The organism is Thermocatellispora tengchongensis (genome assembly GCF_014202315.1).
Lineage (GTDB): Bacteria > Actinomycetota > Actinomycetes > Streptosporangiales > Streptosporangiaceae > Thermocatellispora > Thermocatellispora tengchongensis.
Window position 1 is genome coordinate 34,557 of record NZ_JACHGN010000032.1, and the last position, 12,885, is coordinate 47,441.

The 12,885-nt window shown below is 73.5% G+C and carries 14 protein-coding genes and 1 riboswitch; of the genes, 10 read left to right on the forward strand and 4 right to left on the reverse strand.

The window, feature by feature from the left end; genetic code table 11:
* Positions 1–175: 175 nt before the first annotated feature.
* Positions 176–478 (reverse strand): hypothetical protein, encoded by a 303-nt coding sequence (locus HNP84_RS46380; protein WP_185056519.1) that lies wholly within the window; start codon positions 476–478, stop codon positions 176–178.
* Positions 457–612, forward strand: a riboswitch (cyclic di-AMP (ydaO/yuaA leader). It overlaps the preceding gene by 22 nt.
* Positions 613–634: 22 nt before the next feature.
* On the opposite strand from HNP84_RS46380, the gene HNP84_RS46385 reads away from it, so the two are divergent.
* The 4 genes from HNP84_RS46385 (at position 635) to HNP84_RS46400 (ending at position 4,877) form a co-directional block, all read left to right on the forward strand.
* Positions 635–1,249: a C40 family peptidase gene (locus tag HNP84_RS46385; protein ID WP_312927244.1), complete on the forward strand. Its 615-nt coding sequence runs from the start codon at positions 635–637 to the stop codon at positions 1,247–1,249.
* Between the two features lie 282 nt (positions 1,250–1,531).
* A complete protein-coding gene (locus tag HNP84_RS46390) occupies positions 1,532–2,329 on the forward strand; it encodes a gluzincin family metallopeptidase (RefSeq protein ID WP_185056520.1) in 798 nt (265 codons plus the stop codon).
* A gap of 86 nt (positions 2,330–2,415) precedes the next feature.
* The gene (locus tag HNP84_RS46395; RefSeq protein ID WP_185056521.1) at positions 2,416–3,768 is read left to right on the forward strand and encodes a M48 family metallopeptidase; all 1,353 of its coding nucleotides are present in this window, start codon (positions 2,416–2,418) and stop codon (positions 3,766–3,768) included.
* The gene (locus tag HNP84_RS46400; protein ID WP_312927245.1) at positions 3,765–4,877 is read left to right on the forward strand and encodes a glycosyltransferase family 4 protein; all 1,113 of its coding nucleotides are present in this window, start codon (positions 3,765–3,767) and stop codon (positions 4,875–4,877) included. The genes HNP84_RS46395 and HNP84_RS46400 overlap by 4 nt, the downstream gene beginning before the upstream one ends.
* A gap of 46 nt (positions 4,878–4,923) precedes the next feature.
* On the opposite strand, the gene HNP84_RS46405 is transcribed toward HNP84_RS46400, so the two are convergent.
* Positions 4,924–5,103, reverse strand: a complete 180-nt coding sequence (locus HNP84_RS46405; RefSeq protein WP_185056523.1) for a hypothetical protein — start codon at positions 5,101–5,103, stop codon at positions 4,924–4,926.
* 37 nt (positions 5,104–5,140) lie between these two features.
* Positions 5,141–5,353 (reverse strand): hypothetical protein, encoded by a 213-nt coding sequence (locus HNP84_RS46410; protein WP_185056524.1) that lies wholly within the window; start codon positions 5,351–5,353, stop codon positions 5,141–5,143.
* A gap of 360 nt (positions 5,354–5,713) precedes the next feature.
* Between HNP84_RS46410 and HNP84_RS46415 the strand changes: the two genes are divergently transcribed.
* The gene (locus HNP84_RS46415; RefSeq protein WP_185056525.1) at positions 5,714–6,676 is read left to right on the forward strand and encodes an SEL1-like repeat protein; all 963 of its coding nucleotides are present in this window, start codon (positions 5,714–5,716) and stop codon (positions 6,674–6,676) included.
* Between the two features lie 57 nt (positions 6,677–6,733).
* On the opposite strand, the gene HNP84_RS46420 is transcribed toward HNP84_RS46415, so the two are convergent.
* The gene (locus HNP84_RS46420; protein ID WP_185056526.1) at positions 6,734–8,524 is read right to left on the reverse strand and encodes an AMP-dependent synthetase/ligase; all 1,791 of its coding nucleotides are present in this window, start codon (positions 8,522–8,524) and stop codon (positions 6,734–6,736) included.
* Between the two features lie 195 nt (positions 8,525–8,719).
* Between HNP84_RS46420 and HNP84_RS46425 the strand changes: the two genes are divergently transcribed.
* From HNP84_RS46425 to HNP84_RS46445, 5 genes are all read left to right on the forward strand, one after another.
* Complete coding sequence (locus tag HNP84_RS46425; RefSeq protein ID WP_185056527.1) at positions 8,720–9,487, forward strand: metallophosphoesterase family protein; 768 nt, start codon at positions 8,720–8,722, stop codon at positions 9,485–9,487.
* Positions 9,488–9,568: 81 nt separating this feature from the next.
* On the forward strand, positions 9,569–10,006 hold the full coding sequence (locus HNP84_RS46430; protein WP_185056528.1) for an SRPBCC family protein: 438 nt from the start codon (positions 9,569–9,571) through the stop codon (positions 10,004–10,006).
* Positions 10,003–11,193, forward strand: a complete 1,191-nt coding sequence (locus tag HNP84_RS46435) for an ArsA family ATPase (protein WP_185056529.1) — start codon at positions 10,003–10,005, stop codon at positions 11,191–11,193. Before HNP84_RS46430 ends, HNP84_RS46435 begins: the two co-directional genes overlap by 4 nt.
* A complete protein-coding gene (locus HNP84_RS46440; protein ID WP_185056530.1) occupies positions 11,186–11,878 on the forward strand; it encodes a hypothetical protein in 693 nt (230 codons plus the stop codon). The genes HNP84_RS46435 and HNP84_RS46440 overlap by 8 nt, the downstream gene beginning before the upstream one ends.
* A gap of 29 nt (positions 11,879–11,907) precedes the next feature.
* The gene (locus HNP84_RS46445) at positions 11,908–12,852 is read left to right on the forward strand and encodes an ROK family glucokinase (protein WP_185056531.1); all 945 of its coding nucleotides are present in this window, start codon (positions 11,908–11,910) and stop codon (positions 12,850–12,852) included.
* Positions 12,853–12,885: the final 33 nt, after the last annotated feature.

A 12,885-nucleotide genomic window follows, 5' to 3' on the forward strand; every position in this document is an offset into this window, starting at 1 on the left:
TCACGTTTTGATCAACTCCCTCGCCCGCAATCCGCAGCATACCCATTGCGCTCGAGTAACCGGTGGAGTTTAACCGATGTTGCGCATGGGGTAGGCCGGAAAGCAGATAGTGAAATCGCTCACAGTGGCTGCCGCGGCGCGGGGGAGGTGCATCGACCCATGTGACTGATGTTACTCATGTGACGATCTTAAGGATCATTCCCAGAATTGTGAGCGAGGTCACATTCTGGTAACGCGCCCCCCATTCGAGCAGGCATTTCTTCACGCCGCGGGGGTCCTTCCCGATCTTTGTTTTTGGTGTGGGCTTTGCTCGTCTGTGACGATCCGAGTACCTTCTCGCATCGCGGCGAGCAAGCCATGCCGTCGCGGTCTTATCGGCTGCTTCGCCGATGACTTCATAACCATCCACTCGGTCGCCGCTGCCCTGAAGGCAGCAGCCGATCCCCCAGCGGGGTGTGCGGTGACCTGCCGAATCCATGCAGCCAGGAGGCATGGAGCCGGGGACCCAATAGGCCGATCACGGCCAGGGGTGAATCGGCGCGCCACGCGCCGTAGGGCGACTTCCACGCCCGAATCCGTCAGCTAACCCGGTAGGCGTTCATGGAAGAGCCTAGGAGCAATCCTGTCCACATCTGTGTCTACTCTGCGTCTTTCGCGGCTGGCCCGCCTTTCTCTGGGCGGTGCGGCGCTCACTCTGACCGCCTCGGCGGGAGTGGTGACGCTGCAGCCCACGGCGGCGGTGGCGGCGACGACGACGAGCACGGCCGTGACCGGCACGACGGCGACGACCGCCGGCGTCCTCTCCGCCGCCACGGTGACCACCACCGCCACGGCGAAGAAGAACAAGAAGGCGAAGACCGCCAAGCTCAGCAAGGCCGCCAAGCAGCGGATCAAGGCCGCGAAAGCCGTGGCGGTGGCAAAGAAGCAGGTCGGAGACCCCTACCGGTGGGGAGGGACCGGGCCGAACGCGTTCGACTGCTCCGGCCTGGTCCAGTACGCCTGGCGCAAGGCCGGCGTGCCCATCCCGCGCGTGACGCACAGCCAGTACGCACGCATCAGGACGAAGGTCTCCTTCAAGAACCTCAAGCCCGGTGACCTGCTGTTCTTCCGTGGGAAGGGGCATGTGGGGATGTACATCGGCAAGGGCCGGATGGTGCACTCCCCGAGCAGCGGCAAGACCGTGCGCATCGAGAAGCTGAACGGCTGGCGCAAGGCCTCCTTCAGCGGCGCGGTGCGCCCGGGGGTGTAGCGCCGCCGCGGGCCGAGCCCGCTGCCGGGTCCCTGCCGCGGGACCCGCGCGGTGCGATCCGCCCGCCGCCCCGTCGTGATCCGGTGAACCGCCTCCTTTTCGGCGCGGAGCGGCATCGCGGAGCGATTTTCCCGATGCCGTGGAAAAGGTTGGGCGTTTCTTGGGATTACGGCCCTGTTCTCACGGGCACAACCCAGGCCCGTCCGCGGTCCCGCCGTCCTGCAATCTCCGGTGGGCCGCGGACGGGCCTGGGCCTGTTTCCACCCCCGGTACCGTGGGCCCATGCCACCCGTGCGCCGTCGCCTGGCGCTGTCCGGGCTGCTGGCCGTCGCCGCGGGCGCCGCGCTCACCGGGGCCGCACCGCCTGCCGCGCCCCCTGCGGGCATCGTCGTGTACGGCGTGCACGCCCGGGTCACCGGGGCCGCCGGGGTGCCGCGCGCCCGGCTCGCCGAGATCGCCGCGGTCGCCGATCGGGCCCATGACACCGTGGCCGAGGTCTGGGGAGCGGTGCCGGTCCTGGTGGAGGTGCCCGCCACCAGGGAGCAGGCCACCCGGCTCGCCGGCACCCCCGCGCTGTGGGGCCTGGCCGCCGTCGCCACCGCCGACCGGGTCGTGATCGTCCCCGATGGCTTCTCCCGTCTGTCCGCCGCCGGCCGCCAGGTGGTGCTCACCCACGAGCTGACCCATGTGGCCACCGGCGCCGCCACCGGCACCGGCCTGCCGCTGTGGCTCACCGAGGGGTTCGCCGACTACGTCGGCTACCGCGACTCCGGCATCCCGCTGCCCACCGCCGCCGCGGAGCTGGCCGCCGAGGTGCGCGCCGGCGTACTGCCGGGCTCCCTGCCCGCGGACGGCGACTTCCGGGCGGGTGCGGCGCGGCTGCCGCAGGCGTACGAGGCGGCCTGGCTCGCCTGCCACTACATCGCCCGCCGCTACGGCGAGGACGCCCTGGTGCGGCTGTACCGCGAGGCGCTGCGCCGCGGCGTGCCCGCCGCCCTGGGCACCCTGGGCCTGACCACGGCCACGCTCACCGCCCGCTGGCGCGTGTACGTGCGCGCCGCGCTCGGTCGCGCGGGATGACCCCGCGCGACGGCCCCCGTAGGAGATGATTACCAGCGCGGGTGAAGGCGGCGGCGGGGGAGCCGGCCGCGGAACGGGGGGACTCAATGCCGGGAGAGGCGACGGGCACGCGCGACGAGCCGGGCACCGGGGGTGAGGACGTGCGCGAGACGCCCGAGGCCGGGGGCGGCGCGAGCCTGCGGGGGGCCGGCTGGGCGCTGGCCGGGCTCGGGGTGGTCATCGGGGCGGTGGCCTGGTTCAGCACGCCGTGGCGCACGCTGCCGGCCGGGGCGCCGCACGTCGCGCCCGATCCGGCGCGCGACTTCACCGCCGAGCAGATCGCCAGGGCCCGCGCCTTCGACGCGGCGCTCAGCGTGCCGTCGTACCTGTCGCTGGCGCTCACGCTGCTGGTCGCGGGCGTGCTTGTGGCGACCCCGGCCGGCGCGCTGCTCGCCGCCCGGCTGCGCGGCCCGTGGTGGGTGCGCGCCCTGTGCGCGGTCGCCGCGCTGACCGCGGTCACCGAGCTGCTGCGCTGGCCGCTCGGCATGTGGTACGAGTCGCGCCTGCGCGACTACGGCCTGTCGGTGCAGACCTGGGGGAGCTGGGCGGGCGACCGGCTCAAGAGCGCCGGCGTCGAGACCCTGCTCACCGCCGCCATGATCGTCGTGGTGATCGCGCTGGCGCGGCGGTTCGCCCGGTGGTGGATCCCGGCGGCGGCCGGCGCGTTCGCGCTGACCGTGGCGGCCTCCTTCGTCTACCCGGTCGTGGTCGAGCCGCTGTTCAGCGACTTCACGCCGATGGCGCAGGGGCCGCTACGCCGCGACCTGCTCGCCATGGCCGAGCGCGACGGCGTGCCGGTGGAGGACGTGCTGGTCGCCGACGCCTCCCGCCGGACGACCGCGCTCAACGCGTACGTGTCCGGGTTCGGCGCGACGCGGCGCATCGTCGTGTACGACACGCTGCTCAAGGCGCCGCCGCGCGAGGTCGAGCTGGTCGTGGCGCACGAGCTGGGGCACGCCAAGCGTAACGACGTGCTGTACGGCACCCTGCTCGGGGCCCTGGGCGGCGCCGCCGGCGTCGTCCTGCTCCACCTGGTGACCTCGGCCGGCCCGGTACGCCGCCGCACCCGGGTGTCCTCGCTCGCCGATCCGCGCGCGGTCGGCCTGCTGATGGGCCTGATGACCCTGGGCGCGGTGCTGTCGGGGCCGGCGCAGAATGTGATCAGCAGGCACATCGAGGCGCGCGCCGACGCGCACGCGCTGGACCTGACCCGCGACCCGGCGACGTTCGTCGCCATGCAGAAGCGCCTGGCAATTACCAATATTTCCGACTTGTCGCCCGATGTCGTCGAATATGTCCTCTATGCCTCTCATCCTGCAACGCCGGAACGCATCGCCCTGGCCCGGTCATGGGCCCTGTTGAACCGCCTGCCCGCACCGCCGGGGAACGCGGGTCCGTGACCGGGCGGCGGGTTCTGTTCGTCACCAACGACTTCCCGCCCCGTGCCGGGGGCATCCAGGCGTTCGTGCACGGCCTGGCCGCCGGCAGGCCGCCCGAGACCGTCACCGTGTACGCGCCGCGCTGGCACGGCAGCGAGGCGTTCGACCGCCGTCAGCCCTTCACCGTCGTGCGCCACCCCGGGCGGCTCATGCTGCCGGTGCCCCAGGTCGCCCGCCGCGCCGCCGCGCTGGTGGCCGAGCACGGCTGCGAGACCGTGGTGTTCGGCGCGGCGGCCCCGCTCGGCCTGATCGCTCCGGCGCTGCGCGCCGCGGGCGCGAGCCGGATCGTCATGCTGACCCACGGCCACGAGGGGTCCTGGGCGAGCACGCCGGGCGCGCGCGGCGTCCTGGCCAGGATCGGCCGGCACGCCGACGTCGTCACCTACCTGGGCGCCTACACCCGCCGCAGGCTGGCCCGCGTGATCCCCGAGGCCAAGCTGGTACGCCTCGCGCCCGGCGTGGACGCGGAGGTGTTCCGGCCCGGCGCGGGCGGCGTGGAGGTGCGCAAGCGGCTCGGCATCGGCGACCGCCCGGTGGTGGTGTGCGTCTCCCGCCTGGTGCCTCGCAAGGGCCAGGACATGCTGGTGCGCGCCTGGCCCGCCGTGCTGCGCGCCGTGCCCGACGCGGTGCTGCTGCTGGTCGGCGGCGGCCCGATCCGGGCCCGGCTGGAACGCGCGGCCCGCGCCCTGGGGGAGTCGGTGCGGATCACCGGCTCGGTGCCGTGGGGCTCGCTGCCGTCCTACTACGACGCCGGCGACGTGTTCGCCATGCCCTGCCGCACCCGGCTCGGCGGCATCGACGTCGAAGGGCTCGGCATCGTCTACCTGGAGGCGTCGGCCACCGGCCTGCCGGTCGTCGCGGGCTCCTCGGGCGGCGCGCCCGACGCCGTACGGCCCGGGGAGACGGGCGTGGTGGTGGACGGCACCTCGCCGGCCCGGATCGCCGAGGCCCTGGTCGCCCTGCTGTCCGACCCGGCCGCCGCCCGCGCCATGGGCGCCCGCGGGCGGGCCTGGATCGCCGAGGAGTGGACCTGGCGGCACGTCAACGCCCGCTTCGCCCGCCTGCTGTGACCCGAGACCGACGAGCGGCAGCCGGGATCACTCGGATCGCTCGGGATCAGTCGGGATCGCGCGGGTCGAGCAGGCGGGGCAGCGCGGCGAGCGTGGCCAGCCCGCCCGCGCCCGCGCTGAGCAGGGCCGTGGGCCACGACGCCCCCGCCGCCAGGGCGAGCGCGCAGGCGATGGCCGCGACGACGGTCGCGATGGTCAGACTGAGGAGCACGGGCACGGTGAACATGGCGTCCTACGGAAGGTGAACGACGGGGACAACGGTTTCAGCACGGCCTGCCGGAGGAGGGCTCGTCCAGGTGCGGGTCGGCCCAGAAGGCGATCAGCTCGTCCGCGCCGAGCCGGCCGGGCGGAGTCCCCGGCGGGATGCGGCCGCTGCGCAGGGCCCAGGTGGTGACGAGCAGGATCAGCAACAGGTCGTCGTCACCGATCCGTCCCTCGGTCTCCAGCAGGGTGTACGCGGGTGCGAAGCACAGCATCGAATCTCGTCTCGGCGTCGTCCGGCAGGCGTGCGCTCCAACCATGCGGCCCCACCGGCCCCAGCGCCACCGCACCCAACATCTCCGGACGAACCAGGAAGCTCCGGAAAGCCCCGTCCTACCCCGCAAACACCCAGAATCCCGGTCTACTTCCGCGTCTCCGCCATTCCGGTAAGGGGCGCGGGGGACATCCGAGTATGTCCGAGGTGTTCCGGAATTCCACCTCTGGTGGCGCTTCCTCCCTCCGGACGCAGCCGGAATCTCCATTCCTGCCCGGCTTGCGAGGCATCAGTGGGACCATTGCTGCCGAAAAACATGAAAGTGATTAGGCAACCCCTCATCTGTGGACGCGTTGGAGCCATGGACGAAGAAGATCGCAGAGCCGCACGGAGCAGGTTCGTCGCGCAGCTCAACGAGCTGCGCAGCCGGGCCGGGGCGCCTTCCCTGCCCATGCTGGAGAAACTGTCGGAGCGGGCGCGGCAGCAGGGCCACCAGCGCAGGGTGCTGGCCAAGAGCACCACCCACGACATACTCGCCGGCAGGCGGGCCCAGGTGCCGGAATGGCCGTGGGTCATGTCCTTCGTGCTCACCTGCCAGGAGGCCGCCGAGATGAACGGGCTCGACCCGGCCGCGCTCGGCTCCGTGCACGACTGGCTCGCCCGCTGGTCCGTCGCCCGCGGTGAGGCGCCGGACCCGTCCCCGGGCCTCGGCGGCCACCCCGCAACGCTGTCCGGCGGGCACCACCCTGCCACGCCGCCCGCCGGCCGCCAAGGTGCGGCGCCGCCGCCGGGCCCTGAGAGCGCGCCGCAGCCCGAGCCGCCGGCGTACCTGGAGCGGTACGGCAGGACCGGGGTACGGCTGCTGCGCCACGCCCGCGCCGGGAGCGCCGAGGCGTGCTTCCAGCTCGGCATCATCACGCTGCTCGACGGGCCGCCGGACGCCGCGGGGGAGTGGCTGCGGCGCGCGGTGGCGGCCGGGCACGGCAACGCCGCGCTCCTGCTCGCCCGGGAGGACCGCGCCGCACTCGCCGCCGAGCTGGCCTGCCAGTACGGCCGGGAGTACGCGGCCTACGGCGAGCGCAAGGCGTATCTCGCCCAGTTCTACTACCGCCTCGCCGCCGAGCACGGCCACGAGGAGGCGCGCGACCTGCTCGCCGCTCTCACCGCCCGCCTCGGCGCCCCGGCCGCCGCCGAACCCGTGCGCCGCGGCGCGTACGAGCTGCCCCTGGCCGCGCCCGTGGACGAGTCCAGCGATCCGGTCGGCCTGCCCGACTGGGTGGTGCGGATGTACCTGAAGGACCTGGACGGCACCGGCCAGGAGTAGAGACCGGCCAGGAGCAGCAGCGGTCTGGAGCGGAGACCGGCCCGGAGCAGAGACCGGTCAGGAGTAGAGGGAGTCGATCTCCTTGGCGAAGTCGCGCATGACCAGGTTGCGCTTGACCTTCAGCGTGGGCGTCAGGTGCCCCGACTCCTCGGTCATGTCGCTTTCGAGCACCACGAACTTCTTGATGCTCTCGGCCCTGGAGACCGTGCGGTTGGCGTTGTCGACGGCCTTCTGCACCTCGGCCAGGATCGCCGGGTCGTGGGCCAGCTCCGCCAGGGTGGCCGAGCCCTTGCCGTTGGCCGCCTTCCACTGCTCCAGCGCCTCGGGGTCGAGCGTGACGATGGCCGCCACGAACGGCCGGTCGTCGCCGACCACCATCGCCTGGCTGACCAGCGGGTGGGCGCGGATGACGTCCTCCAGCGGCGCCGGCGCGATGTTCTTGCCGCCCGCGGTGACCAGGATCTCCTTCTTCCGGCCGGTGATCCGCAGGTAGCCGTCGGCGTCGATCTCGCCGACGTCGCCGGTGCGGAACCAGCCGTCCTCGAAGACCTCGGCGGTGGCCTCGTCGTTGTTCCAGTAGCCGGCGAAGATGTGCCGGCCCCTGACCAGGACCTCGCCGTCCTCGCCGATCTTGAGGGACACACCGGGCAGCGGCTTGCCCACGGTGCCGATCTTGTTGGCGCCGGGCATGTTCACCGTGGACGGCGCGGAGGTCTCGGTCAGCCCGTAGCCCTCGAACACCTCGATGCCGATGCCCCGGAAGAAGTGGCCGAGCCGCTCGCCGAGCGCCGACCCGCCGCACACCGCGGCCGACAGCGCCCCGCCGGTGGCCGCGCGCAGCTTGGCGTACACCAGCCGGTCGAACACCGCCCGCTTCACCCGCACGCCCAGGCCCGCGCCGCCGGAGGACTCCGCGCGGCTCCACGCGATGGCGGTGTCCACCGCGGCGTGGAAGATGCGGCCCTTGCCCTCGGCGGACGCCTTCTGCTCGGCGGTGTTGTAGACCTTCTCGAACACCCGGGGCACGCCGAGCAGGAACGTCGGCTTGAACGACTGGAGGTCGGGGGCGACGTTCTTCATGTTGGGCGTGTGCCCGATGACCGTGCCGGTCTCGATCAGCACGATCTGGATCAGCCGGGCGAAGCTGTGCGCGAGCGGCAGGAACAGCAGCGCGGCCCGGCCGCGTACCTCGAAGAGCTGCTCCAGCGGCCCCGCGATCACGTTGCGCGCGGTGAACAGCAGGTTGTCGTGGGTGAGCTTGCACCCCTTGGGCCGCCCGGTGGTGCCGGAGGTGTAGATGATGGTGGCCAGGTCGGCGCCGCCCCGCGCCGTGCGCCGCTCGGTCACGGTCTCGTCGGCGACCTCCGACCCGGCCGCGGCCAGGTCGTCCAGGGCGCCCGTCTCCAGGCACCACACGTCCTTGACCTCGGGCAGGTCGCCCAGCACCTGGCGTACGGACTCCTCGTGCGCGGGCGTCTCGACGAAGATCCGGGTGGCCCCGCTGTCGGACAGGATCCAGGCGATCTGGTCGGGGGAGGAGGTCTCGTAGATCGGCACGCTGACGCCGCCGGCGGCCCAGATCGCGTAGTCGGCGACGGTCCACTCGTAGCGGGTGCGCGACATCAGCGCCACGCGGTCGCCCGGCTCGACGCCGGCCGCGATCAGCCCCTTCGCCACCCCGGCCACCTGGTCGCGGAACTCCCGCGCGGTGACCGCCGCCCACTCGGCGCCGGTCTTGCGCCGGATGATCACCATGCCGGGGTCGTCGTCCGCCCGCTCGAACACCGTATCGGTGCAGTTGGCCGTGGCGGGGACGTCGACCAGCGTGGGGACGGAGTACTCGCGCACTGTCGCTCCTCGGTGCACGTCGGGCCGGACTTCGTGTCCCGCGGGTGGTCAGGACGCTATCGCGTCGGGTTACGCATGGGTAGGGTCCGTCACAGAGGCGTTACCCGGCCTGTTCACGGTATCAGCCGGCGGGCCGCGGCCCCGGGCGCCACGGTCAAGCGCTCGTCCGGTTACCGGCCGGTTAGGATTTGCGCCATGCGGGTGCATGTCGTGAGCGATGTCCACGGGCGGGCCGACGCCCTGGCCCGCGCGGGCGAGGGGGCCGACGCGCTGATCTGTCTCGGCGACCTGATCCTGTTCATCGACTACGACGACCACTCCCAGGGCATCTTCCCCGCCCTGTTCGGCGCCGAACGCGCGGCGGCCTTCATCGGGCTGCGCACCGCGGGCCGCTTCGAGGAGGCCAGGGCGATGTCGGCGGAGCTGTGGGCCGGGCTCGGCGGCGACCCGCGCGAGCACATCGAGCGCATGGTCCGCCACCAGTACGCCGAGATCTTCGCCGCCATGCCCACCCCCGCCTACATGACCTACGGCAACGTGGACATCCCGCGCTTCTGGCCCGACTTCGTCCGCGAGGGCCACCACGTCCTCGACGGCGAGGTGGCCGAGATCGGCGGCCTGCGGGTCGGCTTCGTGGGCGGCGGGCTGCGCACGCGCTACCGCACCCCCTACGAGCTGGACGACGAGGAGTACGCCGCCAAGGTCGAGGCCCTGGGGGAGGTGGACGTGCTGTGCTGCCACATCCCGCCCGCCGTGCCCGAGCTGCTGTACGACGTGGTGGCCCGCCGCTTCGAGCGCGGCAGCGAGGCCACCCTGGAGGCGATCCGGCGCACCCAGCCGCGCTACGCCCTGTTCGGCCACGTGCACCAGCCCCTGGCGGCCCGCACCAGGATCGGCCGCACCGAGTGCGTCAACGTCGGCCACTTCCGCGCCCGCGGCACCCCGTTCGCGCTGGAGTGGTGACCGCCGCACCCGCGCCCCGCCCGCGCACACCCGGCGCGCCGCGCAGTGCGCGCCGAGTTCCGATGCGAGTACGGTAAGCCCATGGCTGATCGCACCACCTCCAGCATCACGATCGAGGCCGACCGGGCGAGCGTCCTCGCGGTGATCGCCGACTTCCCCTCCTACCCCGAGTGGGCCGGTCAGGTGAAGGTCGCGGAGGTCCTCGGCACCGGCCAGGACGGGCGTGCGTCCGAGGTCAGGTTCGTGCTCGACGCCGGGGTGATCAGCGACGAGTACGTGCTCGGCTACGAGTGGCACGACGACGAGCGCGTCGAGTGGCGCGTCGTGCGCTCCGGCAAGATGGTCGCCGAGCTGACCGGGAGCTACCGCCTGGCCGACGTGGGCGGCGGCACCGAGGTGACCTACGAACTGACCGTGGACCTCAAGGTGCCCATGATCGGCATGATCAAGCGCCGGGCCGAGAAGGTGATCGTCGACACCGCCCTGAAAGGGCTGAAGCGACGCGTCGAGGCCGCGTGAGCGCGCCCCCGGCCGACTCGCCCCGCGTACTGCTGTTCACCGGCAAGGGCGGGGTGGGCAAGACCACCGTGGCCGCGGCGACCGCGACCCTCGCCGCCCGCGCGGGGCGCAAGACCCTGGTCGTGTCCACCGACACCGCCCACTCCCTGGCCGACGCGCTGGCCGTGCCGCCCTGCGCCGAGCCCGCCGAGGCCGCCCCCGGCCTGTACGCCCTTCAGGTGGACACCCAGAAGGCGATGGAACGGCAGTGGGGCGAGCTGCGCGCGTACCTGCGCGGGCTGTTCGGCGAGCTGGGCCTGGACGAGATCACCTCCGAGGAGATCACGGTCCTCCCCGGCGCGGAGGAGCTGCTGGCCCTGCTCGAACTGCGCGAGCAGGCCGCGACCGGCCGCTGGGACGTCATCGTCGTGGACTGCGCGCCCACCGCCGAGACGCTGCGCCTGCTCGCCCTGCCCGAGGCCCTGGACTGGCACGTCGGCAGGCTGCTGCCCGTGGGCAGGCGGCTGCTGCGCGCCGTGGCGCCGGTGATCAAGCACGTCGCCGGGGTCACCGCGCCCGGCGACGACGTGGTCGGCGTGGGGGAGCGGCTGCACCGCGGCCTGATGGAGGTGCGCGAGCTGCTGGCCGGCGGCCACGCCTCGGTGCGGCTGGTGTTCACCCCCGAGGCCGTGGTGCTGGCCGAGGCCCGCCGCACCCTGACCTCGCTCAGCCTGTACGGCTACCGCGTGGACGCCGTCGTCGCCAACCGGGTCTTCCCCGGCGGCGACGCCGACCCGTGGCGCAGCCGGTGGGTCGCCGCCCAGGCCGCGCACATGCGCGAGGCCGCCGAGTCCTTCGCGCCGCTGCCCCTGCACGTGGTGCCCTACCTCGACCGCGAGCCGGTCGGCGTCGAGGCCCTGGCCGCCGTCGGCGAGAAGCTGTACTGCGGCGCCGACCCCTTCGCCCCGCCCGCCGTCGAGCCCCCGCTGACCATCACCGGCGACGGCGAGCTGATCCTCGCCCTCCCCCTGGCCGACAGGCACGAGGTGAACCTGGCGCGCAGGGGCGACGAACTGATCGTCACCGCGGGCGGCCACCGCCGCGTGCTGGCCCTCCCCGCGGCCCTGGCCCGGCGTCGCGTCCGCGACGCGGCACTCACCGGCGGCCGCCTCCGGGTACGGTTCGAATCGGGAGGCCCAGATGAGTGAGCACAGCGACAACGACCGCAACGACACCGGCGAGGCCGGTGCGCGCGACGAGCGCGCGCACCGCGTACCGGAGCCCGACCCCCACGATCGCGACCCGCGGGACCGTGAGCCCGGTGATCGCGACCCCCGTGACCCCGGCGACCCCGGCGACGTCTGGGCGGAGGCGACCGCCGAGACCGGCGGCGGTTCCGCGAGTGGAACCGGCCGCCGCGGGCAGGAGCGGGAGACGGGGGAACGCCCCGACCCGTTCGGCGCGCTCGCCGGCGAGGCGATGCGGCTGCTGGAGTCCTTGCAGGACCGCGCGGCCCGCGAGGTCGGACGCGGCCTGATCAGGGGCGCCACCGGCGGTATCGGCCACACCATCCGCAGCATGAGCGGCCAGGGCGGCCGGCGGCGCGACGTGTGGGAAGAGGCGGTTTCCGCGCCCGAGGACGAGGAGTACATCTGCCGTGCCTGCCCCGTGTGCCGGGTGATCGCGGCACAGCGCGAGGCCGGGCGCGCCTCCGGCCCCGCGGCCGAGGGCGGCGTGGCCGACCACCTCGTGGCCGCCGGAGGCGAGCTGTTCGCCGCCGTACGGCAGGCGATGGACGCGCTCTCGCGCCCGCCCGCGTCCCGCGAGGGCCGGGAGCCCCGAGAGCCCCGGGAGGATCGCCGCCCGGACGTGGAGCACATCGACCTGGGCTGACAGCAGGCCCGGGAGGAAAGGTTGGGGAGATGGCGCTGACCATCGGTGTCGACATCGGCGGTACCAAGGTGGCCGCGGGCGTGGTGGACGACGACGGCGAGATCGTCGAGCACATGCTGCGGCCCACCCCGGCGCGGGAACCCGACCAGGTGGCGGCGACCATCGCCGGCGTGGTTAAGGAGCTGGCCCACGGCCGCGAGATCGAGGCGGTGGGCCTCGGCGCGGCCGGGTTCGTGGACGAGACCCGCTCGCTGGTCCGCTTCGCCCCCAACCTCGCCTGGCGGGAGGAGCCGCTGCGCGAGAAGGTGGCCTCACTCGTCGGCCTGCCCGTCGTGGTGGAGAACGACGCCAACGCCATGGCGTGGGGCGAGGTCCGCTACGGCGCGGGCCGGGGCGAGAGCCACGTCGTGTGCATCACCCTCGGCACCGGCATCGGCGGCGGCATCGTCCTCGACGGCAACCTCTACCGCGGCCGGTGGGGGATGGGCGCCGAGCTCGGCCACATGCAGGTCGTGCCCGAGGGCCGCCCGTGCGGGTGCGACCAGCGGGGCTGCTGGGAGCAGTACGCCAGCGGGCGCGCGCTCGTGCGCGACGCCAGGGAGATCGCCACCGCCCACCCCGAGAGGGCGGCGCTGATGCTGGAGCTGGCCGGCGGCACCGTGGACGACATCGAGGGCGAGGAGGTCACCGAGGCGGCGCGCAAGGGCGACCCGGCCGCGCTGGAGGCGTTCGGCCTGCTCGCCGACTGGCTCGGCCAGGGCATGGCCGACATGGCGGCGGTGCTCGACCCGGGCTGCTTCATCATCGGCGGCGGCGTCTCCCGGGCCGCCGACCTGTTCATCGAGCGCGCCCGCGAGACCTTCGTCCGCACCCTCACCGGCGGCGGGCACCGGCCGGTCGCCGACATCCGGCTCGCGGAGCTGGGGGCGTCCGCCGGCCTGGTGGGCGCCGCCGACCTGGCCCGCCTGCGCTGAGCCCTGGCCGGTGCCGGGGGCGCCGATTACGCT